General features: G+C 73.2%; 18 protein-coding genes and 1 tRNA gene. 18 read left to right on the top strand and 1 reads right to left on the bottom strand.

Annotation, left to right across the window (positions count from 1 at the left end; translation table 11 throughout):
• Positions 1 to 18: 18 nt before the first annotated feature.
• The 18 genes from Z164_RS0106875 to Z164_RS0106790 all read left to right on the top strand — a co-directional run bounded on the left by Z164_RS0106875 (position 19) and on the right by Z164_RS0106790 (position 19,252).
• Complete coding sequence (locus Z164_RS0106875; protein ID WP_024889972.1) at positions 19 to 1,401, top strand: Rieske 2Fe-2S domain-containing protein; 1,383 nt, start codon at positions 19 to 21, stop codon at positions 1,399 to 1,401.
• A complete protein-coding gene (benB, locus tag Z164_RS0106870) occupies positions 1,398 to 1,886 on the top strand; it encodes a benzoate 1,2-dioxygenase small subunit (RefSeq protein WP_024889971.1) in 489 nt (162 codons plus the stop codon). The genes Z164_RS0106875 and benB overlap by 4 nt, the downstream gene beginning before the upstream one ends.
• A 24-nt stretch (positions 1,887 to 1,910) precedes the next feature.
• Positions 1,911 to 2,948: a benzoate 1,2-dioxygenase electron transfer component BenC gene (gene benC, locus Z164_RS0106865; protein WP_024889970.1), complete on the top strand. Its 1,038-nt coding sequence runs from the start codon at positions 1,911 to 1,913 to the stop codon at positions 2,946 to 2,948.
• A complete protein-coding gene (locus Z164_RS0106860; protein ID WP_024889969.1) occupies positions 2,945 to 3,721 on the top strand; it encodes a 1,6-dihydroxycyclohexa-2,4-diene-1-carboxylate dehydrogenase in 777 nt (258 codons plus the stop codon). The genes benC and Z164_RS0106860 overlap by 4 nt, the downstream gene beginning before the upstream one ends.
• 136 nt (positions 3,722 to 3,857) lie before the next feature.
• On the top strand, positions 3,858 to 5,138 hold the full coding sequence (gene salA / locus Z164_RS0106855) for a salicylate 1-monooxygenase (protein WP_024889968.1): 1,281 nt from the start codon (positions 3,858 to 3,860) through the stop codon (positions 5,136 to 5,138).
• Between the two features lie 88 nt (positions 5,139 to 5,226).
• Positions 5,227 to 6,570: an MFS transporter gene (locus Z164_RS0106850; RefSeq protein ID WP_024889967.1), complete on the top strand. Its 1,344-nt coding sequence runs from the start codon at positions 5,227 to 5,229 to the stop codon at positions 6,568 to 6,570.
• A gap of 16 nt (positions 6,571 to 6,586) precedes the next feature.
• A complete protein-coding gene (locus Z164_RS0106845) occupies positions 6,587 to 7,810 on the top strand; it encodes a benzoate/H(+) symporter BenE family transporter (RefSeq protein WP_043689543.1) in 1,224 nt (407 codons plus the stop codon).
• 110 nt (positions 7,811 to 7,920) lie between these two features.
• Positions 7,921 to 9,189 carry an OprD family porin gene (locus tag Z164_RS0106840; RefSeq protein WP_024889965.1) on the top strand — a complete coding sequence of 423 codons (1,269 nt, stop codon included), beginning with the start codon at positions 7,921 to 7,923 and terminating at the stop codon, positions 9,187 to 9,189.
• 52 nt (positions 9,190 to 9,241) lie between these two features.
• The gene (locus tag Z164_RS0106835; protein ID WP_024889964.1) at positions 9,242 to 9,925 is read left to right on the top strand and encodes a 3-oxoacid CoA-transferase subunit A; all 684 of its coding nucleotides are present in this window, start codon (positions 9,242 to 9,244) and stop codon (positions 9,923 to 9,925) included.
• On the top strand, positions 9,922 to 10,584 hold the full coding sequence (locus Z164_RS0106830; RefSeq protein ID WP_024889963.1) for a 3-oxoacid CoA-transferase subunit B: 663 nt from the start codon (positions 9,922 to 9,924) through the stop codon (positions 10,582 to 10,584). The genes Z164_RS0106835 and Z164_RS0106830 overlap by 4 nt, the downstream gene beginning before the upstream one ends.
• Positions 10,581 to 11,786 carry a 3-oxoadipyl-CoA thiolase gene (gene pcaF, locus Z164_RS0106825; protein WP_024889962.1) on the top strand — a complete coding sequence of 402 codons (1,206 nt, stop codon included), beginning with the start codon at positions 10,581 to 10,583 and terminating at the stop codon, positions 11,784 to 11,786. Before Z164_RS0106830 ends, pcaF begins: the two co-directional genes overlap by 4 nt.
• A gap of 4 nt (positions 11,787 to 11,790) precedes the next feature.
• Positions 11,791 to 12,582, top strand: a complete 792-nt coding sequence (gene pcaD, locus Z164_RS0106820; protein WP_024889961.1) for a 3-oxoadipate enol-lactonase — start codon at positions 11,791 to 11,793, stop codon at positions 12,580 to 12,582.
• A gap of 317 nt (positions 12,583 to 12,899) precedes the next feature.
• Positions 12,900 to 14,234: a ferredoxin reductase family protein gene (locus Z164_RS0106815; protein ID WP_024889960.1), complete on the top strand. Its 1,335-nt coding sequence runs from the start codon at positions 12,900 to 12,902 to the stop codon at positions 14,232 to 14,234.
• 135 nt (positions 14,235 to 14,369) lie between these two features.
• Positions 14,370 to 14,446 (top strand) — tRNA-Arg (locus tag Z164_RS0106810).
• A gap of 96 nt (positions 14,447 to 14,542) precedes the next feature.
• A complete protein-coding gene (gene amaB / locus Z164_RS0106805; RefSeq protein ID WP_024889959.1) occupies positions 14,543 to 16,078 on the top strand; it encodes an L-piperidine-6-carboxylate dehydrogenase in 1,536 nt (511 codons plus the stop codon).
• Positions 16,079 to 16,191: 113 nt separating this feature from the next.
• A complete protein-coding gene (locus Z164_RS0106800) occupies positions 16,192 to 17,244 on the top strand; it encodes a quinone-dependent dihydroorotate dehydrogenase (protein ID WP_024889958.1) in 1,053 nt (350 codons plus the stop codon).
• Complete coding sequence (gene murB, locus Z164_RS0106795; RefSeq protein ID WP_425477215.1) at positions 17,241 to 18,299, top strand: UDP-N-acetylmuramate dehydrogenase; 1,059 nt, start codon at positions 17,241 to 17,243, stop codon at positions 18,297 to 18,299. The genes Z164_RS0106800 and murB overlap by 4 nt, the downstream gene beginning before the upstream one ends.
• Positions 18,300 to 18,376: 77 nt before the next feature.
• Positions 18,377 to 19,252 (top strand): DMT family transporter, encoded by an 876-nt coding sequence (locus Z164_RS0106790; protein WP_024889956.1) that lies wholly within the window; start codon positions 18,377 to 18,379, stop codon positions 19,250 to 19,252.
• A 63-nt stretch (positions 19,253 to 19,315) separates the two neighbouring features.
• Here Z164_RS0106790 and Z164_RS0106785 read toward each other — a convergent pair.
• On the bottom strand, positions 19,316 to 22,559 hold a 3,244-nt coding region (locus Z164_RS0106785), incomplete at its 5' end, for a S8 family serine peptidase (RefSeq protein WP_024889955.1).

Below are 22,559 nucleotides of genomic sequence, written 5' to 3'. Positions count from 1 at the left end.
CAATCCGGGAGACTCGTCATGTCCACCATTCTCGACAAAACCCAGAAACTCGATCGGCTGCTGGCCACCGCGCTGGTCGACGACAAGGATGCCGGCGTGTTCCGCTGCCGCCGCGACATCTTCACCGATCCGGACCTGTTCGAACTGGAGATGAAGCACATCTTCGAGGGCAACTGGGTCTACCTCGCGCACGAAAGCCAGGTCGCCGAGCCCAACGACTACTTCACCACCTGGATCGGGCGCCAGCCGGTCGTGGTCACCCGAGACAAGCACGGCGAGCTGCACGCCGTGATCAACGCCTGCGCCCACCGCGGCGCCATGCTGTGCCGGCGCAAGCGCGGCAACAAGGGCAGCTTCACCTGTCCCTTCCATGGCTGGACCTTCGCCAACAACGGCAAGCTGCTGAAGGTCAAGGACGGCAAGACCACGCAGTACCCGCCGCAGTTCGGCACCGACGGTTCGCACGATCTCAAGCGCGTGCCGCGATTCGAGAGCTACCGCGGCTTCCTGTTCGGCAGCCTCGAGCCGGACGTGCAGCCGCTGGAGGACTTCCTCGGCAGCACCCGCGTGATCATCGATCAGATCGTGGACCAGGCGCCCGAGGGCATCGAGGTGCTGCGCGGCAATTCCTCCTACATCTACGACGGCAACTGGAAGCTGCAGATGGAGAACGGCTGCGACGGCTACCACGTCAGCTCCGTGCACTGGAACTACTCGGCGACGGTCGGCCGGCGCAAGGCCGAGGGCACCAAGGCGGTGGACGCGAACGGCTGGTCGAAGAGCGTCGGCGGCGTGTACGCCTTCGAGAACGGCCACATCCTGCTGTGGACCAACACCATGAACCCGGAAGTGCGCCCGATCTACGCGCACCGCGAGGCGCTGAAGGCGCGGCTGGGCGAGGAGCGCGCCGACTTCATCGTGCGCCAGACCCGCAACCTGTGCCTGTACCCGAACGTGTACCTGATGGACCAGTTCTCCACCCAGATCCGGGTGACCCGGCCGATCAGCGTGGACCGGACCGAGGTCACCATCTACTGCTTCGCGCCCAAGGGCGAAAGCGCGGCCGAGCGCGCCACCCGGATCCGCCAGTACGAGGACTTCTTCAACGTCAGCGGCATGGGCACGGCCGACGACCTGGAGGAGTTCCGCGCCTGCCAGGCGGGCTACGCCGCGACGGCCGCGCCGTGGAACGACCTCAGCCGCGGCGCGCCGCTGTGGATCGAGGGCGCGGACGAGAACGCGCGAAGAATGGGCCTGCGGCCGCTGCTCAGCGGCGAGCGCAGCGAGGACGAGGGTCTGTTCGTGCGCCAGCACGACTACTGGGCGAAGGTGCTGCGGCGCGCGCTGGCCGCCGAGCGCGACCCGGCCGCCGCGACGGTGCGCAAGGAGAAGGCGGCATGAGCGCGGACCTGGCCTCGATCGAGCGCTTCCTGTACCGCGAGGCGCGCCTGCTCGACGACCGCGAATGGGACGAGTGGCTGACCCTGTACGCGCCCGGCGTCGAGTACTGGATGCCGGCCTGGGACGACGACGACCGCCTGACCGAGGACCCGCACAGCCAGATCTCGCTGATCTACTACCCCAATCGGGACGGCCTGGAGGACCGGGTGTTCCGCATCAAGACCGAGCGCTCCGGCGCCAGTACGCCGGAGCCGCGCACCAGCCACACCGTCAGCAACGTCGAGCTGATCGAGGCGCGCGAGACCGCGGTGGACGTCCGCTACAACTGGGTCACCCACTGCCATCGCTACAAGGTCACCGACGTCTTCTTCGGCACCACGTTCGTCACCCTCGACCGGGCCGGCGACGACTGGCTGATCTCGCGCAAGAAGATCGTGCTGAAGAACGACTACATCCGCCAGGTCGTCGACGTCTACCACGTCTGACGCCGGCGCCGGGAGGAGAACGCCATGAGCCACCAGATCGCGCTCACCTTCGAAGACGGGGTGACCCGCTTCATCGAGTGCCAGGACGGCGAGAAGGTGCTGGATGCGGCCTTCCGCCACAAGATCAACCTGCCGATGGACTGTTCGGACGGCGTCTGCGGCACCTGCAAATGCCGCGCCGAGAGCGGTCGCTACGACCTGGGCGAGGACTACATCGAGGAGGCGCTGAGCGAGGACGAAGCGGACGCGGGCCTGGTGCTGACCTGCCAGATGGTCCCGGCCTCCGACTGCGTGATCGCGGTGCCGGTGCCCTCGACCGCGTGCAAGACCGGCACCGGGCGCTTCGCCGCCACGGTGGCGGCGATCGCCCCGCACGGCGATGCCGCGCTGACGCTGGAGCTCGATGTCGAGGGCGAGGCGCCGGCGTTCCTGCCCGGCCAGTACGTCAACATCGACGTGCCCGGCAGCGGCGGCAGCCGCTCGTATTCCTTCAGTTCCGCGCCGGGCGAGCGCCGCCTGTCGTTCCTGATCAAGCGCGTGCCCGGCGGACTGATGAGCGCGTGGCTGGAGCGCGCGCAGGCGGGACAGCGGCTGCAGCTGACCGGCCCGCTGGGCAGCTTCTACCTGCGCGAGGTCGCGCGCCCGCTGCTGTTGCTCGCCGGCGGCACCGGGCTGGCGCCGTTCCTGTCGATGCTGGAAACCCTGGCGCGGCGCGGCAGCGCGCAGCCGGTGCGGCTGGTCTACGGCGTCACCCGCGACGCCGACCTGGTGCTGCTCGACCGGCTCGAGGACTACGCCGCGCGGCTGCCCGACTTCGAGTTCGTCACCGTGGTCGCCGACGAGGCGTCCGCGCATCCCCGCAAGGGCTACGTCACCGCGCACCTGCCGGCCGGGGCGCTGCGCGACGGCGACGTGGACGTCTACCTGTGCGGGCCGCCGCCGATGGTCGACGCGGTGCGCAAGCACTTCGCCGCGGCCGGCGTGGTGCCGGCGAGCTTCCACTACGAGAAGTTCACCCCCAACGCCGCCGGGCCGGCGCTGCCGACGGAGCGCGCCGCATGAACGCGCGCTTCGCCGGCAAGGTGGTGCTGGTGACCGGCGCCGCGCAGGGCATCGGCCGCCGCGTCGCCGAGCGCGCCGCCGACGAGGGCGCCCTGCTCGCCCTGGTGGACCGCTCCGAACTCGTCCACGAGGCGGCCGAGGCCCTGCCCGCCGCCGCGCGGGCGCTGGCGCTGGTCGCCGACCTGGAATCCTACGACGGGGCGGCGCGCGCGGCGGCCGAGACGCACGCGCGCTTCGGCCGCATCGACGTGCTGGTGAACAACGTCGGCGGCACCATCTGGACCCGGCCCTACGAGCACTACGCGCCCGAGCAGATCGAGGCCGAGGTCCGCCGCTCGCTGTTCCCCACCCTGTGGGGCTGCCGGGCGGTGCTGCCCTACATGCTCGAGGCCGGCGGCGGCGCGATCGTCAACGTGTCCTCGATCGCCACGCGCGGCGTCAACCGCGTGCCCTACGGCGCGGCCAAGGGCGGCGTCAACGCGCTGACCGCATGCCTGGCGTTCGAGAACGGCGAGCGCGGCATCCGCGTCAACGCGGTCGCGCCGGGCGGCACCGACGCGCCGCCGCGGCGCATCCCGCGCAATCCGGACGCGCAGGACGCGCAGGAGCGCGACTGGTACCGGCGGATCGTCGAACAGACGGTGGCCAGCACCCACATGAAGCGCTACGGCACGCTCGACGAGCAGGCCGCGGCGATCCTCTTCCTCGCCTCGGACGAGGCGTCCTACATCACCGGCACCGTGCTGCCCGTCGGCGGCGGCGACCAGGGATGACCGCCCGCCGCCCCCGCCCGCACGACCGCACCCCGAGGCGCACCATGATCCATCCGTCCCGCCCGCACCGATCCGCCAGTTCCGCGCGTTGTCCGGCGCCCCGCCCCGGCCGGCCCGCCGCGACGGAGCGCGCGCCATGAGCGCCGCGCGCCCGCTGCGCGTGGGCATCGTCGGCGGCGGCATCGCCGGCGTCGGCCTGGCCCTGGGCCTGTGCCGCCACCGTCACCTGGAGGTGACCCTGTTCGAGTCCGCGCGCGCGTTCGGCGAGATCGGCGCCGGCGTCTCGTTCGGCCCCAACGCGGTGCGCGCGATCGCCGGGCTCGGCATGAGCGCGCCCTACGCGGCGCTGGCCGACCGCACGCCGGCGCCGTGGGAGGACGTCTGGTTCGAGTGGCGCCGCGGCGAGGACGCGCGGCGGCTCGGCGCCACCCTCGCGCCGGGCGTCGGCCAGTCCTCGGTGCACCGCGCCGACTTCCTCGACGCGCTCGCCGCGCGCCTGCCATTCGGGATGACCCGGTTCGGCAAGCGCGCGACCGGCGTCGAGCAGGCGGACGGCACGGCGCGGGTGCGCTTCGCCGACGGCAGCCGCTACGACGGCGACGTGGTGATCGCCGCGGACGGCATCAAGTCGGCGCTGCGCGCCGAGGTCCTGCGGGGCCTGGGGGCCGCGCCGTCGGCGCCGCGCTTCACCGGCACCTGCGCCTACCGCGGCCTGGTCGAACGCGACCGCCTGCACGGCGCCTTCGCCGCGCGCGGGATCGATCCGCACCTGATCGACGTGCCGCAGATGCACCTGGGCCTCGACGCGCACATCCTCACGTTCCCGGTCAAGCACGGGCGGCTGATCAACGTCGTGGCCTTCGTGTCCGACCGCAGCGAGCCGGCGCCGCATTGGCCGGCGGACCTGCCGTGGGTCCGCGAGGCCAGCCGCCGCGAGATGCTCGAAGCCTACGCCGACTGGGGCGTCGCGGCGCGTACGCTCCTGGAATGCATCGACGCGCCCACGCACTGGGCGCTGCACGACCTGGCCGAGTTGCCGGGCTACGCGCACGGCCGCCTGGCGCTGATCGGCGATGCCGCCCACGCGATGCTGCCGCACCAGGGCGCCGGCGCCGGCCAGGGCCTGGAGGATGCCTGGTTGCTGGCCGCGCTGCTGGCCGACCCGGCGCTCGAGCGCGAGGGCATCCCCGAGCTGCTGCGCGTCTACGACCGCATCCGTCGCCCGCGCGCATGTCGCGTGCAACGGACCTCGCGGGAGGCCGGCGAGCTGTACGAACTGCGCGACCCGCAGGCCGGCGCCGACGACGCGCGGCTGGGCCAGGCGCTGGCGACGCGGTTCGACTGGATCTGGAACCACGACCTCGACGCCGACCTCGCCCTCGCGCGGCGAGCGCTCGGCGCAGCGGCGCCCGCCTGAACCGCGCGGCACGGCAGCGCGCCGCCCCGACACGGACGTCGATCGAAGCACGACCACGCGCCATCACGTCTTCCGGGAGGGGACCCACATGCGCAACATCGACGTCAACGAAGTGATCGACGGCGCGAGGTTCTCGCGCTTCCACTGGCTGGTCATGGCGCTGTGCGCCGTGCTGCTGATCTTCGACGGCTACGACCTCTTCATCTACGGGGTGGTGCTGCCGGTACTGATGGAGGAATGGGGCCTGAGCCCGGTCGAGGCCGGCGCGCTCGGCAGCTACGCCCTGTTCGGGATGATGTTCGGCGCCTTCGTCTTCGGCCCGCTGGCCGACCGCATCGGCCGCAGGAAGGGCATCGCGATCTGCTTCCTGCTCTTCAGCCTGGCGACCTTCGTCAACGGCTTCGCGCGCTCGCCGGCGGAGTTCGGCATCTGCCGCTTTCTGGCCGGCCTGGGCTGCGGCGGCCTGATGCCCAACGCGGTCGCGCTGATGAACGAGTACGCCCCCAAGCGCCTGCGCAGCACGCTGGTCGCGGTGATGTTCAGCGGCTACTCGTTCGGCGGCGTGCTGGCGGCCGGACTGGGCATCTACATGCTGCCGCGCTTCGGCTGGGAGGCGATGTTCTTCTCCGCCGCCGTGCCGCTGCTGCTGTTGCCGGTCATCCTCTGGCTGCTGCCGGAATCGCCCGGCTTCCTGCTGCGGCAGGGCCGGCAGGCGCAGGCGCGCGCGCTGCTGGCCAAGGTGGCGCCCGAGCTGGCGCTCACCGAGCGGGACCGGCTGGTGCAGGCCGCGCCGCAGGGCAAGGCCGCCTCGGTGCTGGAGCTGTTCCGCGAGGGCCGCGTGGCCGGCACGCTGATGCTGTGGATCGCGTTCTTCTGCTGCCTGCTGATGGTATTCGCGCTGGGCTCCTGGCTGCCGAAGCTGATGGCCAACGCCGGCTACAGCCTGGGCTCGAGCCTGTCGTTCCTGCTGGCGCTGAACTTCGGCGGCGTGGCCGGCGCCATCCTCGGCGGCCGCCTGGGCGACCGCTACAACCTGCCCAAGGTGGTGGTGGCGTTCTTCGCCGTCGGCTCGGTCTCGATCCCGCTGCTGGGCTTCCAGAGCCCGATGCCGGTGCTCTACGCGCTGGTCGCCATTTCCGGCGCCACCACCATCGGCACCCAGATCCTGCTCTACGCCACCGTGGCGCAGTACTACGGCCTGACCATCCGCTCCACCGGCCTGGGCTGGGCATCGGGCGTGGGCCGCACCGGCGCCATCGTCGGGCCGCTGCTGGGCGGCGCGCTGATGGCCGCGGCGCTGCCGTTGCAGGCGAACTTCGTCGCCTTCGCCATTCCCGGCGTGATCGCGGGCGCGGCGATGGCGGTGTTCGCGCTGCGCACCCGGTCCCAGGCCTCGACGCTGCCGGCGCCGCTGCCGGCCGTCGGCCGCTGACCGCAGGCGCGCGGCCATGGCCCGCCTGTCACGGTTGCTGGCCGACGCCTCCGTCACCGCGGTGGTGGCCGGCGTCGTCTCGACGCTGATTTCCTTCGCCGGCCCGCTGGTGATCGTGATCCAGGCCGCGGAGGCGAGCGGCCTGGATCCCGCGCAGACCTCGTCCTGGGTGTGGTCGCTGGCGCTGGGCAGCGGCGTGCTGTGCATCGCGCTCAGCCTGCGCCTCCGCATCCCGGTGATCATCGCCTGGTCGATCCCGGGCTCGGCGCTGCTGGTCGCGCTGCTGCCCGAACTGGGGCTCGCGCAGGCGGTGGGCGCGTACCTGGTGGCCGGGGCGATCGTGCTGGCGACCGGGCTCTCCGGCGTGTTCGACAGGATCGTCTCGCGGATCCCGGGGACGCTGGCGGCGGCGGTGATGGCCGGCATCCTGTTCTCGTTCGGGACCGCCACGTTCGCGGCGACCGACACCGAGCCGCTGCTGGTGCTGTCGATGTTCGCCGCCTACCTGGCTGGCCGCCGCTGGTGGCCGCCCTACGCGGTGCTGGGCGTGCTGCTGACCGGCAGCGCGCTGGCGATCGCGGGCGGCGGGCTCGATACCCGTGCGATCGCGTTCGGCTGGGCGACGCCGGTGTGGATCGCGCCGGAGTTCACCTGGCGGGCGACGCTCAACCTCGCGCTGCCGCTGGTCATCGGGGCGCTGAGCGGCCAGTACGTGACCGGCCTGGCCGCGCTGCGCGCGGCCGGCTATGCGGCCCCGTCGCGACCGCTGGTCGTGGGCAGCGCCGCCGGCTCGCTGCTGCTGGCGCCGTTCGGTTGCCACGGGCTCAACCCGGCGGCGGTGACCGCAGCGATGTGCCTCGGCCCCGACGCGCACCCCGACCCGGCCCGCCGCTACGTGGCCGGCGTGGCCGCCGGCGCGGCCTACGTGGTCCTCGGCCTGCTCGGCGTGGGCGTGGTCTCGCTGTTCGCCGCGTTGCCGACGCAGATGGCCGCGGCGCTGGCCGGGCTGGCGCTGTTCGGCGCGATCGCCGCTTCCGTGGCCGGCGCGATGCAGGTCCCGCGCGAGCGCGAGGCGGCGCTGGTCGGCTTCCTCGCCACCGCCTCGGGCATGTCGCTGCTGGGCCTGTCGGCGCCGTTCTGGGGCTTCGCGCTCGGCGCCGCCGCCTACGCCCTGCTCGGCCTGCGCCGCGACGCCCGCATGCCGGCCGCCGTGCCCGGCAGCGCCCGCAGGGCCTCGTGAACATGCCGCGCGCGCTTCCCGTGCCGTCGCCTCACCCCGTCCAGCACGCGCCGCCGGTCCGCTCGGCGCGGCCGCGCGCCGCAGGACCGCCGCCATCGCCAGGAGACGCCATGCCGACGCCCCGCTCCGCCCTCGCCGCCGCCTGCGCGGCCCTGCTGGCTCTGCCTGCGCAGGCCGTCGCCGAGGACGGCCTCCTCGCCGGCGCGCGCCTGGACCTGCAGGCGCGCACCTACTACTTCAGCCGCGAATTTCCCGATGCGCCCGCCGGCGCGCCGTCGCGCGCGGAGGAGACCGCGCAGGGCCTGATCCTGGACTTCCGCTCCGGCTACACCCGCGGGCCGATCGGCGTGGGCCTGGACGCGCTCGGCCTGCTGGGCGTCAAGCTCGACAGCGCGCCGCAGCGCACGCGCACCGGGCTGCTGCCGGTGGAAGCGGACGGCCGCGCCGCCGACCGCTACGGCCGCCTCGGCCCCACGCTCAAGCTCCGGGCCTCGCAGACGGAACTCAAGATCGGCGAGCTGCGCCCGAACATCCCGGTGCTGGTGCACAGCGACATCCGCCTGCTACCGCCCACCTACCAGGGCGCGGCGCTGGTCTCGACCGACATCCCCGGCCTGCAGCTCGGCGCCGGCCAGCTGCGCTCGGCGCGCTCGCGCGACGCTTCCGGCACCCGGGACATGTTCGCGCTCGTCAGCAACGGCGCCAGCCCCGGCGCCAGGCTGCCCGGCAGCGACTCCGACCGCTTCCACTACCTCGGCGGCGACTACGCCTTCGGCCAGCGCACCACCGCCTCGTACTGGCTCGGCCGGCTCGACGACATCTACCTGCAGCAGTTCGCCGGCCTCAAGCACACGCGCCCCGTCGGCGAATGGACGCTCGGCGCCAACCTGGGCCATTTCGACACCCGCGAATCCGGCACCGCGCGCGCCGGCCGGCTGCGCAACCGGGCCAGCTACGGCCAGCTCACCGCCGCGCGCAACGGCCACAGCCTGCTGCTCGGCCTGCAGAAGATCTCCGGCGAGACGAGCTTCATCCGGCTCGATCCCAACATCAGCGCGCTCGGCAACGAGGTGCCCACCTACGAGTTCGGCACCACCGGCGAGCGCTCGTGGCAGGTCCGCTACGACTTCGATTTCGCCGGCCTCGGCCTCCCCGGCCTGACCGCGGGCGTGCGCTACATCGACAGCAGCGGCGCGCGCCTGCCCGGCGTCGCCGACGGCGAGGCCTGGGAGCGCGACTTCGACCTCGCCTACGCCTTCCCCGACGGCCCGCTGAAGCACTTCGGCCTGCGCCTGCGCAACGTCGTCGCGCGCTCGAACTTCCGCACCGACATCGACGAGAACCGGGTGATCGTCACCTACACCCGCCCCCTGCTGTAAGGAGCCCCATGCGCAACTCGCCCACGACGCCACGTCCCGGACGGAGGCGGCCATGATCGACAAGACCCTGACCTCGTGCGAAGCCGCCGTGGCCGACGTCCACGACGGGGCCACGGTCATGATCGGCGGCTTCGGCACCGCCGGCATGCCCTACGCGCTGATCGATGCCCTGCTCGCCCAGGGCGCGCGCGAGCTGACCATCGTCAACAACAACGCCGGCAACGGCGACACCGGCCTGGCGGCGCTGATCCGCCACCGGCGCGTGCGCCGCATCGTGTGCTCGTTCCCGCGCCAGGCCGATTCGCAGCACTTCGACGCCGCCTACCGCGCCGGCGAGATCGAGCTGGAGCTGGTGCCGCAAGGCAACCTGGCCGCGCGCATCCACGCCGCCGGCAACGGCCTCGGCGCGATCTACACCCCCACCGGCTACGGCACCCGGATCGCCGAGGGCAAGGAGACGCGCGAGATCGACGGCCGCCACTACGTGCTGGAATATCCACTGCACGCCGACTTCGCGCTGATCCGCGCCCACCGCGGCGACCGCTGGGGCAACCTGGTCTACCGCAAGACCGCGCGCAACTTCGGCCCGCTGATGGCGATGGCCGCGAAATGCACGATCGCCGAGGTCGACGCGGTGGTGCCGCTGGGCGGCCTCGACCCGGAAGCCGTGGTGACGCCCGGCATCTTCGTGCAGCGCGTGGTCGCGACCGGCCTCGGCCGACAGGAGGCCGCATGAACCGGCTCGGCCGCGACGCCATCGCCGCGCGCGTCGCCCGCGACATTCCCGAAGGCGCCTACGTCAACCTCGGCATCGGCCTGCCCACGCGGGTCGCGGACTTCCTGCCGGCGGACAAGGAGATCGTCCTGCACAGCGAGAACGGCCTGCTGGGCATGGGCCCCGCGCCGGCGCCCGGCGAGGAGGATCCGGACCTGATCAACGCCGGCAAGCAGCCGGTCACCCTGCTGGCCGGCGGCTGCTATTTCCACCACGCCGACTCGTTCGCGATGATGCGCAGCGGGCGCCTGGACGTGTGCGTGCTCGGCGCCTTCCAGGTCTCCGCGCACGGCGACCTGGCCAACTGGAGCACCGGCGCGCCGGATGCGATCCCCGCGGTCGGCGGCGCGATGGACCTGGCGATCGGCGCGCGGCAGGTGTTCGTGATGATGGAGCTGCTGACCCGCGACGGCGCGAGCAAGCTGGTGGCCGAGTGCAGCTACCCGCTGACCGGCCTGCGCTGCGTCTCGCGCGTGTACACCGACCTGGGCGTGTTCGCCGTCGGCGCGCAGGGCGCGCGGGTGATCGAGACCGTCGACGGCGTGTCGCTGGACGCGCTGCGGCGCCTGACCGGCCTGCCGCTGGACTGGGCGGCGACCAACGGGGAGAACGCGGCATGAGCGAGGCCTTCGTCTGCGACGCCGTGCGCACGCCGATCGGCCGCTACGGCGGCAGCCTGTCCGGCGTGCGCGCCGACGACCTCGGCGCGGTGCCGATCCGCGCGCTGCTGGCGCGCAACCCCGGACTCGATCCGGAAGCGGTCGACGACGTGTTCTTCGGCTGCGCCAACCAGGCCGGCGAGGACAACCGCAACGTCGCCCGCATGAGCCTGTTGCTGGCCGGGCTGCCCGCGAGCGTGCCCGGAGTCACCCTCAACCGCCTGTGCGCCTCCGGCCTGGAGGCGGTGGGCCAGGCCGCGCGCGCGATCCGTAGCGGCGAGATCGAACTGGCGATCGCCGGCGGCGTGGAATCGATGACCCGCGCGCCGTTCGTGGTCGGCAAGGCCGACAGCGCCTTCGGCCGCGGGCAGCGCCTGGAGGACACCACCATGGGCTGGCGCTTCGTCAACCCGCGCCTGCAGGCGCGCTACGGCGCCGAGACCATGCCGCAGACCGGCGAGAACCTGGCCAGGGAACATGGCGTCTCGCGCGAGGACCAGGACGCCTTCGCGCTGCGCAGCCAGCAGCGCGCGGCCGCCGCCCGCGCGGCCGGCTTCCTGGCCGAGGAGATCGTGGCGGTCGAGGTCCCCGGCCGGAAGCGGGGCGACCGCGCGCTGGCCGAGGTGGACGAGCATCCGCGCGCGGACACCACGCTCGAGGCGCTGGCCGGCCTGAAGCCGCTGTTCCCGGGCGGCAGCGTGACCGCCGGCAACGCCTCGGGCATCAACGACGGCGCGGCCGCGCTTGTGGTGGCGGGCGAACGGGCCGTCGCCCGGTTCGGGCTGCGCCCGCGCGCGCGCATCCTCGGCCTGGCCGCGGCGGGCGTGGAACCAAGGGTGATGGGCATCGGGCCGGTACCGGCGACGCGCAAGCTGCTGGCGCGTCTGGGCCTGGGCATCGGCGACTTCGACGCCATCGAACTCAACGAAGCCTTCGCCAGCCAGTCGCTGGCGGTGCTGCGCGCGCTCGGGCTGCCCGACGACGCCGCGCACGTCAACGCCAACGGCGGCGCGATCGCGCTCGGCCACCCGCTGGGCATGAGCGGCGCACGGCTGGCGCTGACCCTGGTCCACCAGTTGCAGAAGACCGGCGGCCGCTACGGCCTGGCGACGCTGTGCATCGGCGTGGGCATGGGACTGGCGCTCGCGGTCGAGCGGGTGTAGCGCGATGGCCGATCCGATCGACGCCTTCCTCGACCTGCCCACCCATCGCCTGCGCTACCGCATCGAAGGCGCGCACGGCGCGCCCTGGCTCACCTTCTGCAACTCGCTCGGCACCGACCTGCGGATGTGGGACCCGCAGGTCGCGGCGCTGTGCGGACGCTTCCGCATCCTGCGCTACGACCGCCGCGGGCACGGCGGCTCGACCGCGCCGCCCGGCCCGTATGCGATCGGCGATCTCGGCGGCGACGTGCTCGCGCTGTGGGACGCGCTGGGCATCGCGCGCAGCCATTACTGCGGGCTGTCGATCGGCGGCCTGACCGCGCAGTGGCTGGCGCTGCACGCCGCGCACCGCCTCGACCGCGTGGCCGCCTGCGCGACCGCCGCGCGCATCGGCACGCCCGGGAGCTGGCAGGCGCGCATCGCCCAGGTCCGCGCGCACGGGCTCGACGGCCTGCTCGCGGGCACCCGCGAGCGCTGGTTCACCGCGGCCTTCGCCGCCGCGCACGCCGATGCGGTGGACGACGTGCTGCGGACCTTCCGCGCGACCGGCGTGGAAGGCTATGCCGGCTGCTGCCACGCCGTGGGCGAGGCCGACTTCCGCGATCGCCTGCACGCGATCGGCGTGCCGCTGCTGGCCGTGGCCGGCGACGACGATCCGGTCTGCCCGCCGTCCGACCTGCGGCGGCTGGCCGAGGCGGTGGCCGACGGCCGCTTCGTCTCCGTGCCCGGACGCCACCTGTGCAACCTCGAATCGCCCGAGCGCTTCAACGCCGCGCTGGCGGCGTTCCTGGGCTGATCGGCCCGCAATCGGCGCTCGACGCAGGCCCCGGCGGCCTCCGCTTCGCGCGCGGGCGCGCGAGCGCCGCGGCACGGCGCGCGACCCGACGCCGGCCTCCCGCCGCCGGCTTCGCGGCGCGGCGGAAATCGCGAACGGATACCGGCCGCCGGACGAGAAACGCAGCCAGGATGGTTTCCATTTTCAATGCACGGGCGATCCGGCCCCGACGCCTCCCGCAACGAGGCAAAACCGACCGATTCGGCGAAGTCGCCCGCAGGCGGCTGCGATAGCATCGATCTCCGTCGTGACCGAAGCGCGGCCCTCGCGCCGCAACGATGAAGCCCATCAAAACAGCCCTCTTCGTCTCGCTGGTCGGCCTGACCCTGCTCTGGCTGATGGCGGACACGTTCCTTCCCCAGCCCTTCGGCTACTTCTCGTTCCGCAAGGTATTCGTGCAGTACTCGGGCATCGTCGCCATGGCGGCGATGTGCCTGGGGATGGTGCTGGCGGTGCGTCCGGTGCGGCTGGAGCGGGCGTTCGACGGCCTGGACAAGATGTACCGTCTGCACAAGTGGCTGGGCATCGTCGCGGTGGTCGCCGCCACCGCGCATTGGCTGTCGGCCAGGGGCACCAAGTGGGCCGTCGGCTGGGGCTGGCTGACCAAGCCGGCCAAGGCGCCGGGCCAGGAGCAAGCGTACGGGGGGATCGAGGCGCTGTTGCGCGGCCAGCGCGGACTGGCCGAGACGCTCGGCGAATGGACCTTCTACGCGGTCACGATCCTGATCGCGCTGGCGCTGATCAAGCGCGTTCCGTACCGCTGGTTCGCCAAGCTGCACCGATGGCTGGCCGCCGGCTTCCTGTTGCTGGTCTTTCACAGCGTCGTCCTGCTCGAGCACGCGTACTGGACCCAGCCGATCGGCATCGTCATGGGGCTGCTGCTCGCCGCGGGCGCCGTCGCGGCGTGCATCGCGCTGGGCGGACGCATCGGCCGCGCGCGCCGGACGGCAGGACGCATCGAAACGCTGCTGCACTTCCCCGACATGCGCACCCTGGTCTCGCGCGTCCGGCTCGATCGCGGTTGGCCGGGACACCATGCGGGCCAGTTCGCCTTCGTCACCTCCGACCCGCGGGAAGGCGCGCATCCGTACACCATCGCCTCGGCGTGGAATCCCGAGTCGCGCCTGGTCTCTTTCGTCACCAAGGGCCTGGGCGACCACACCCGTCGCCTGCCGGAGCGGCTCAAGACCGGCGATCGGGTGGTCGTCGAAGGGCCGTACGGCCGCTTCACGTTTTCCGATCGGGCGCGGCAGATCTGGATCGGCGCGGGAATCGGCATCACCCCGTTCCTGGCGCGGATGGAAGACCTCGCGTCGCATCCCGACGCGGACAGGCGGATCGACCTGTTTCACCCCACGGCCGTCATCGCACCGCAGGCCCGCGAATTCCTCGCCGAGGCGGCCCGGGCCGCCGGCGTCCGGCTGCACCTGCTGCTGGAGGCCGAGGACGGCCGGCTGGACGGCGAACGCCTGCGCCGCAGCGTGCCCGGGTGGCGCGAGGCCAGCGTCTGGTTCTGCGGGCCGTCCGCCTTCGGCCGCGCCCTGCGCGCCGACCTGGTCGCCCACGGGCTCGCGCCCGGGGCCTTCCATCAGGAGCTGTTCGAGCTGCGTTGACGGCGCGAACGCGGACCCGGGCAACCGCGACCTGGCGCGCCCCGCCTCCATGCCTCCATGCCTCCGCGCCCCGGGCGCCGGCCCGGCGTGCGGTTTGGGATTCCCCGCCGCCCATGCGAAAATCGCCCGCTGCACGGCCCCGTAGCTCAGCTGGATAGAGCGTCCCCCTCCTAAGGGGAAGGTCGCCCGTTCGAATCGGGCCGGGGCCGCCAAGCCCGCGTCGCCGGCGATCGCGACGCGCGTTGCCGCCCTCGCCTTCCGTCTCGCCGGCCGCGCCGGCCGATCCGTACACCCAAGGAGTTTCCGCGATGCCCCATCCCGTCCTCACCGCGCTCGGCCTCGGCGAACACGAATCCGGCACCTATCTCGGACAGGGCGAATGGTCGCGCGCGGAGGGCGCCGCGGTCCTGACCCCGGTCAATCCGGCCACCGGCGAAGCGCTGGCGAAGGTGTCGGCGAGCACGGCCGAGGACTACGAGACGCTGGTCGCGCGCGCGCAGGCCGCGTTCGAGGTCTGGCGCAGGACGCCCGCGCCGCGCCGCGGCGAGGCCATCCGCCTGTGCGCCGACGCGCTGCGCCGGCACAAGGACGCGCTGGGCTCGCTGGTCGCGCTGGAGATGGGCAAGTCCAAGCCGGAAGGCGACGGCGAGGTGCAGGAGATGATCGACATCGGCGATTTCGCCGTCGGCCTCTCGCGCCAGCTCTACGGCCTGACCATGCACTCCGAGCGCCCGGGCCACCGCATGTACGAGCAGTGGCACCCGCTCGGCCTGGTGGGGATCATCAGCGCGTTCAACTTCCCGGTCGCGGTATGGGCCTGGAACAGCTTCGTGGCCGCGGTCTGCGGCGACATCTCGATCTGGAAGCCCTCGCCCAAGACCCCGCTGTCGGCGATCGCGGCGACGAGGATCTGCAACCAGGCGCTGAAGGACGGCGGCTTTCCCGACATCTTCTTCCTGTTCAACGACGCCGGCAGCGAGCTGGCGCAGGCCTTCGTCGACGACCGCCGCATCCCGCTGATCAGCTTCACCGGCTCGACCCGCGTCGGCCGCCTGGTCGGCGAGCGCGTGGCGCGCCGCATGGGCCGCTCGCTGCTGGAACTGGGCGGCAACAACGCCGTGATCGTCGATGCCAGCGCCGACCTGAAGCTGGCGATCCCGGCGATCGTGTTCGGCGCGGTCGGCACCGCCGGCCAGCGCTGCACCACCACCCGCCGCGTGTTCGTGCACGCGTCGATCTACGACGAGGTGCTGGAGAAGCTGGTCTCGGCCTACCGCCAGGTGGAAGGCAAGATCGGCGATCCCACCGACCCGGCCAACCTGATGGGGCCGCTCAACAGCGCCGAGGCGGTGCAGGCCTACCTGGACGCGATCGAGCAGGCCAAGGCCGCCGGCGGCACCATCGCCACCGGCGGCGCCGCGCTGACCGACCGCAAGGGCTTCTTCGTGCTGCCCACCATCGTCACCGGCCTGAGCAACGATGCCGAAGTGGTGCAGACCGAAACCTTCGCGCCGATCCTGTACGTGATGAAGTACGAGGCGCTGGAGGACGCGATCGCGATGCAGAACGACGTGCCGCAGGGCCTGTCCTCGTCGATCTTCACCACCGACCTGCGCGCGGCGGAGACCTTCCTGTCCGCGCGGGGCTCGGATTGCGGCATCGCCAACGTCAACATCGGCACTTCCGGCGCCGAGATCGGCGGCGCCTTCGGCGGCGAGAAGGAGACCGGCGGCGGCCGCGAGTCGGGCTCCGACGCCTGGCGCGCCTACATGCGCCGCCAGACCAACACCATCAACTACTCCGATGCGCTGCCGCTGGCGCAGGGCATCAAGTTCGATCTCTGATCCGATCCGGCCGCGGACCGGGCGACCCGCCCGGCCGCGGCGCGCCGCGATGGCCGCCGCCGCCCCGGATCGGGGATAATCCCTCCCGAACCGCCCCCGGCTGACCTTCCCCCGTGTACCGACTGGCCCGGCCTTTCCTGTTCGGCCTCGAACCCGAGCGCGCCCACGCCGCCACCCTCGCGATGCTCGACGGCGCCTCTCGCGCCGGGCTGGCGCCGTTGCTGGCGCGCCGGGTCGAATTGCCGACGCCGGCGTTCGGCCTGCGCTTCCCGAATCCCGTCGGCCTGGCCGCCGGGCTCGACAAGAACGGCGCCCACCTCGACGGCCTGTTCGCGCTGGGCTTCGGCTTCGTCGAGATCGGCACGGTCACGCCGCGCCCGCAGCCGGGCAATCCGCAGCCGCGGCTGTTCCGCCTGCCGCGCCACCGCGCGCTGATCAACCGCATGGGCTTCAACAACGACGGCGTCGAGGCGCTGGTGGAGAACGTCGGCCGCGCGCGCCGGCGCTCGGGGCTGCTGGGCATCAACATCGGCAAGAACAAGGACACGCCCAACGCGTCCGCCGGCCAGGACTATCTGCACTGCATGCAGCGCGTGTATCCGCTGGCCGACTACATCACCGTCAACATTTCCTCGCCCAACACCGCGGGCCTGCGCGAGCTGCAGGAGGAACGATCGCTGCGGCGGCTGGTCGGCGAACTGCGCGAGGCGCAGGAACGGCTGGGCGCGCAGCACGGCCGCCGCGTGCCGATGCTGGTCAAGGTGGCGCCGGACCTGTCGGACGACGACATCGACTCGATGGCGCGCGTGCTGGGCGACCTGCGGGTCGACGGCGTGGTCGCGACCAACACCACGGTCTCGCGCATCGGCGTGCAGCAGGATCCGCTCGCGCGCGAGGCCGGCGGGCTGTCCGGCCAGCCGCTGATGAACACCGCGACCACCGTGCTGCGGATGCTGCGCACGCGCCTGCCGGCCTCGATCCCGCTGGTGGGCGTGGGCGGCATCCTCTCCGGCGCCGACGCGGTGAAGAAGGTCGCCGCCGGCGCCTCGCTGGTGCAGCTCTATACCGGCCTGGTCTATCGCGGGCCGGCGCTGGTGCACGAATGCGCCGCCGCCATCCGCCGCCGCCGCGAGGCGCCCAGTACCGGCAACCCGCCGCCGGCCTGATCGACGTGACGACCCCCGGCTACCGTCTCCAGCGCAGCGCGCCGCTGCGCGCGCTCAACACCTTCGGCATCGAGGCCACCGCGCCGCTGCTGGTCGAGATCGACGACGCGCAGGCCCTGCCCGCGCTGGCCGCGCAAGGGCTGCTGGGCGATGCGCGCGCGCCCACGCTGGTGCTGGGCGGCGGCAGCAACGTGCTGTTCGCGGGCGATCCGGCCGCGCCGCTGCTGCGCCTGCGCGGCGCGCGCATCGCCGTGCTCGGCGAACGCGACGGCCAGGTCCGGGTACGCGCCGAGGCCGGCGCCGGTTGGCACGCGCTGGTCGAATGGACGCTGGCGCAGGGACTCGGCGGGCTGGAGAACCTGGCGCTGATCCCCGGCACCGTCGGCGCCGCGCCGATCCAGAACATCGGCGCCTACGGCGTCGAGGTCGGCGAGCGCGTGGCCGCGGTGGAAGTCTTCGATCGCCTCGCCGGCGATTTCCTGCGCCTGGATCGCGCCGACTGCGCGTTCGCCTACCGCGACAGCCGGTTCAAGCGCGCGCCCGATCGCGAGATCGTGGTCGCGGTGGAGTTCCTGCTGTCGCGGCACGCGCCGCCCGACATCGCCTACGCCGGCGTCGCCGAGGAACTGGCGGCGATGGGCGTGGCGGCGGCGACGCCCGCGGACGTCGCCGCGGCGGTCTGCCGCCTGCGCCGGCGCAAGCTGCCCGACCCCGCCCGCATCGGCAACGCCGGCAGCTTCTTCAAGAATCCGCTGGTGCCCGCGGCGCAGGCCGAGGCGCTGGCCGCCGCGCATCCGGGCTTGCCGGTGTTCCCCGCCGCCGCCGACGCCCTGCGCAAGCTCTCGGCGGCCTGGCTGATCGATGCCTGCGGCTGGAAGGGCCACCGCGACGGCGACGCCGGCGTCTCGGCCGCCCACGCGCTGGTGCTGGTCAACCACGGCGCCGCGCGCGGGGCCGAGCTGCTCGGCCTGGCCCGGCGCATCCGCGATTCGGTCGCCGCGCGCTTCGGCGTCGCGCTCGAACCCGAGCCTCGGATCGTGGGCGCGGCATGGTGAGCCGGGCCCCCGTGCCGCCCCCCGACCGGCCCCGTCCGCGCGGGCCGCTGTCCACGCCCGCCCGCGCCGCCCTGCTGATGCTCGGCAGCACGCTGCTGTTCGCGCTGATGGTGATCGCGATCCGGCTGGCCTCGGAAAGCCTGCACACCTTCGAGATCGCCTTCTTCCGCAACTTCTTCGGGTTGGCGGCGGCGCTGCCGCTGCTGCTGCGCCCGGGCCGCGGCTTCGGCTTCCTGCGCACCGCGCAGCTGCCGCGCTACTTCGTGCGCTGCCTGATCGGCATGCTGTCGATGTTCTGCGGGTTCTGGGCGATCGGCCACCTGCCGCTGGCGCAGGCGGTCTCGCTGTCGTATTCCACGCCGATCTTCGTCACCATCGCCGCGGTACTGTTCCTGGGCGAAAAGGTGCGCGCGCGGCGCTGGACCGCGGTCGCGCTCGGCTTCGTCGGCGTGCTGGTGATCCTGCGCCCCGGCACCGGGGAATTCACCCCGGGCCTGCTGGTGGCGGTGGCGGCCGCGGTCCTGAGCGGCGTGGTCGCGATCCAGATCAAGGAGCTCTCGCGCAGCGAGCCCGCCGACCGCATCGTGGTGTGGACGACGCTGTTCTGGGTGCCGATGTCGCTGCTGCCGGCGCTGGCGGTGTGGGAATGGCCGCAGGGCATCGTCTGGCTCTGGGTGGTGGCGGCCGGCGTGCTCGGCACCGGCGGCCACATGCTGTGGACGCGCGCGCTGAAGATCGGCGAGGTCTCCGCGCTGACGCCGATCAGCTTCATGCAGCTGCCGGTGGTGGCGTTGTTCGGCTGGCTGCTGTTCGGGCAGACCATCGACCGCTGGACCGCGGTGGGCGCCTTCATCATCCTCGCCGCCAACGCCTACATCGCCCACCGCGAGGCGCAGCTGGCCCGCCGCGCCCGCACCCACGCCCCGGTGGAGGCGGCCAAGCCGGGCGAGTGACCCGAGCCCGAAAACGAACGCCCGGGCGAGCCCGGGCGTTCGTCGTTCCCGCCGTGCGCCGGATCAGGGCGTCACGGTCAGCACGATCGGCGCGCCGGCCTTGGGCGTGACCGGATCGTTGCTTTCCACGCAGTAATGACCCACGTGGCGGCCCACCGGCAGGCCGGCGGCCGACAGCATCGCGCGCACCGACTGGGTCGCGCCCGGCTGCAGGTTGGCCGACTGCGGCGTGGTCGCGCCGATCCACGGCGCGCCGCAGCTCACCGAGCCCTGCACCCGCAGCGACAGGCCGGGGAAGCTGGTGACCGGCGACCAGCTGCCGCTGCCGTCGCTGGCCACGACCAGCGCGGCGAAGCTGCCGTCGCCTTCCGGCGACGCGTACCAGGCCCAGCTCGTCGCATAGGGCGCGTGCACGTAGACCACCAGCCAGTAGCGGCCGGGCGGCAGCACCACGTCCTGCCCGGCGGCCGCCAGGTCGAGGCCGATGTTCGCGCCGGACAGGGTCACCGCAGGCGCGTTCGGCGCGGCCAGGTACTGCCACGCCGCCGCCTCCGGCGCCGTGGCCGGATTGCCCGCCGGTACGCCGCCCGCATCGGGATAGATCGCCCAGCCCAGCGCGCTGGCCGTGCTGCCGATCACCGCGCCGCCGATGCCGAAGCCCTCGGCGAACAGCGACTCGATGCGGGTCTCGCCGTGCAGCACGAAGTCGTCGGCGGCGAACTGCGCCACCGGGCTGCCGGCATCGGTGCGCCGCACGCTGCGGTAGCCCGTGGTCAGCGCGCCGCGGTCGCGATCGGCGGGCGTCACCGCGCCGGTGCCGGTGTTGGCGATGCCGAAGCTCAGCGTCGAGCCGCCGGCGTTGGCGACGAATCCGGCCACGTTGCCGCTGCGGCCCTGCTTCAGGGTCGCGGTCAGCACCTCGGGCAGCGACACCACCGGCGCCGGCACCGCCACCGCCACCGGCAGGCGCAGCGTCGGCCGCGGTTGCCCGCCGACGGTCGCGTCCACCGGCTCGAGCACCACTTCGCCGAAGTGCCAGCTGCCGTCGGCCGGCAGGCCCTGGCTGTTGACCAGCACGCGGATGCGCTGGGTGGCGCCGGCGGCGATGCGCACGTTGGCCGGGGTCACGCCGCCGGTCAGGCCGTTCAGCCGGACGCGGTAGCTCTGCGCCTGGGCGTGCGGGTTGCGGAAGGTGCGGTAGAAGCTGCAGTTGCGGAAGCAATGGCCGTCGGCCAGCGATGGCTGGTTCAGCGCCGAGACGTCGCCGCCCAGGGCCGGATCGGCCGCGCGGTAGTTGTCGCCGGTCTCGTGCAGGACCAGGCCGGCGTTGACCGCGCGATCGACCTGGACGCGGCCGGCGCCCTTGCCGAACGGCGTGGCCGGGGTCACCTGGTCCTCCAGCCAGACCTCGGGCTCGGCGGTCATCATCAGCGCCGACTTGATCTCGGGCACCGACCAGTCCTGCCGCACCTGGCGCACCAGCGCGGCAGCGCCGGCGTGGTGCGGCGAGGCCATCGAGGTGCCGCTGAGCAGGCCGATCGCCTCCTCCGCCCCGGTGATCTCGGTACCGGCCACGGCGGCCAGGATGCTCGCGCCCGGTGCGGTGATGTCGGGCTTGACCAGATCAAAGCCGCCGGCCGGGCCTCGCGAGCTGAAGGACGCCAGCGCATCGGGCGTGTTCGGCAGCGGCAGCGGCGGGAAGCCGATCGCCGCGGTGGCGTCGGCATGCGCGCGGGCGAAGTCGCGCAGCGCGATGCCGTCGTCCTGGGTCACGCCGAACGCGCGCACGCTGGTGCCCGGCACCGAGGGCACGATCGCGCCTTCGGCGTTGTTCGCCACCACCACCGCGATCGCGCCGGCGGCCGCGGCGTTGTTGACCTTGTCGCTGAAGGCGCAGGTGCCGCGCCGGACCACCGCGATCGCGCCGGCGAAGGTGTCGGCCGGCAGCGCCGCGCAGGCGTCGCTGGCGGTGTCGAAGCCGGGGCTCACCTTCAGCGGCGTGGTCCCCGGGATGGCCGACTCGTGCGGCACCCCGCCGGTGCCTTCGCTGAGCAGGACCGGCGCCAGCGGTTCCGGCACCGGCGCCGGGCCGGTGACTTCCAGCGTCACCGCGAACGTGCCGCGGCCGTGCTGCGCGGCGGCCGTGGAGGCCACCCAGGGCTGGTGGTGGCCCATGGTGTTCGGGCCCGGCCCGCTGTTGCCGGCGGACGCCGCCACATAGATGCCGGCATCGCTGGCGCCGAGGAAGGCCAGCGAGACCGCATCGCTCCACGGGCTCGCGCCGCCGCCGATGGAGTAGTTGATCACGTCGACCACGCCGTCGGCGACCGCCTGGTTGATCGCGGCCACCGCGGAGGTGTTCGGGCAGGATCCCTGGTTGGTGGCGATGTTGGTGTAGCAGATGTCGAAGGCGACCACGTTGGCGCGCGGGGCGACGCCGGAAATGCGCAGCGGGTTGCCGCGGAACACCACGTCGCGCTTGTTGCCCGCCGCGGTCGAGGCGACGTGGCTGCCGTGGTTGTTGGTGTCGCCGAAGCCGGGCTCCTCGCGGATGCCGGCCACCCCGCAGGCGTTGCCCGGCGCCCCGCACACGAAGTCGTAGCCGCCGATCAGCTTGGCGTTGCAGCGGCCGGCGTCCACGCCGCCCGGGGCGCAGGTACCGAGGTAGTTGCCTTCGCCGAGCGGGTTGACGTGGACATAGCCGTCCACCGGATCGACCGCGGCGAACGACGGGCTGCCGAAGTTGATGCCGGTGTCCAGCACGCCGACCACCACGCCCTCGCCCTGGTAGGCGGCGGCGGCGCCCGGGTAGGTACCGGTCCAGACCGCCTCGGCGCCGATGTGGCGCGGGCCGGTGTCGGTATCCAGCGCGTACTCGCGGTACTCCTCGACGAACAGCACCTCCGGCAGCGCGCGCACGGCGGCGGCCTCGGCCGGATCGAGCTCGACCACGATGCCGTTGACCGCGTGCTGCATCCGCCGCTTGACCTGCAGCGGGCGCTGCAGGGTCCTGGCGATGTCGCCTTCCAGCGTCTGCTGGCGGTTCTGCAGATGGTTCACGTAGGCGCGTGCGGCGCTGCCGCGCGCGTCCAGGCGCAGCTTGCCGCGCGCGTCCAGCCGGCGCTGCGGCGCGGGCAGGCCCGCGGTCTCGCCGCGATAGGCGCCCAGCGCGGCTTCGCGCAGCACGACGATGTGCGCCTGCTGCGGGCCGGCGGCGACGTCGGGCGCGGCGGTGCGGACGGCGGCGGGCGCCGCTGCGCCGGCGACGGGCGCTGCGCTGGCGGCGGATGCCGCGCCGGCGGGCGCG

The organism is Luteimonas huabeiensis HB2 (assembly GCF_000559025.1).
In the GTDB taxonomy this organism is placed as follows: Bacteria; Pseudomonadota; Gammaproteobacteria; order Xanthomonadales; family Xanthomonadaceae; genus Luteimonas; species Luteimonas huabeiensis.
The sequence above is the reverse complement of the archived record's forward strand: the minus strand, read 5'-3'. Positions and strand labels throughout refer to the sequence as shown.

Coding starts and splice junctions, on each gene's coding strand:
- Z164_RS0106875 (WP_024889972.1), top strand. CDS start 19: ATGTCCACCATTCTCGACAAAACCCAGAAACTCGATCGGCTGCTGGCC.
- pcaD (WP_024889961.1), top strand. CDS start 11,791: ATGGCCGATCCGATCGACGCCTTCCTCGACCTGCCCACCCATCGCCTG.
- Z164_RS0106830 (WP_024889963.1), top strand. CDS start 9,922: ATGAACCGGCTCGGCCGCGACGCCATCGCCGCGCGCGTCGCCCGCGAC.
- benB (WP_024889971.1), top strand. CDS start 1,398: ATGAGCGCGGACCTGGCCTCGATCGAGCGCTTCCTGTACCGCGAGGCG.
- benC (WP_024889970.1), top strand. CDS start 1,911: ATGAGCCACCAGATCGCGCTCACCTTCGAAGACGGGGTGACCCGCTTC.
- Z164_RS0106850 (WP_024889967.1), top strand. CDS start 5,227: ATGCGCAACATCGACGTCAACGAAGTGATCGACGGCGCGAGGTTCTCG.
- Z164_RS0106840 (WP_024889965.1), top strand. CDS start 7,921: ATGCCGACGCCCCGCTCCGCCCTCGCCGCCGCCTGCGCGGCCCTGCTG.
- Z164_RS0106815 (WP_024889960.1), top strand. CDS start 12,900: ATGAAGCCCATCAAAACAGCCCTCTTCGTCTCGCTGGTCGGCCTGACC.
- salA (WP_024889968.1), top strand. CDS start 3,858: ATGAGCGCCGCGCGCCCGCTGCGCGTGGGCATCGTCGGCGGCGGCATC.
- Z164_RS0106835 (WP_024889964.1), top strand. CDS start 9,242: ATGATCGACAAGACCCTGACCTCGTGCGAAGCCGCCGTGGCCGACGTC.
- Z164_RS0106790 (WP_024889956.1), top strand. CDS start 18,377: ATGCTCGGCAGCACGCTGCTGTTCGCGCTGATGGTGATCGCGATCCGG.
- amaB (WP_024889959.1), top strand. CDS start 14,543: ATGCCCCATCCCGTCCTCACCGCGCTCGGCCTCGGCGAACACGAATCC.
- Z164_RS0106845 (WP_043689543.1), top strand. CDS start 6,587: ATGGCCCGCCTGTCACGGTTGCTGGCCGACGCCTCCGTCACCGCGGTG.
- pcaF (WP_024889962.1), top strand. CDS start 10,581: ATGAGCGAGGCCTTCGTCTGCGACGCCGTGCGCACGCCGATCGGCCGC.
- Z164_RS0106860 (WP_024889969.1), top strand. CDS start 2,945: ATGAACGCGCGCTTCGCCGGCAAGGTGGTGCTGGTGACCGGCGCCGCG.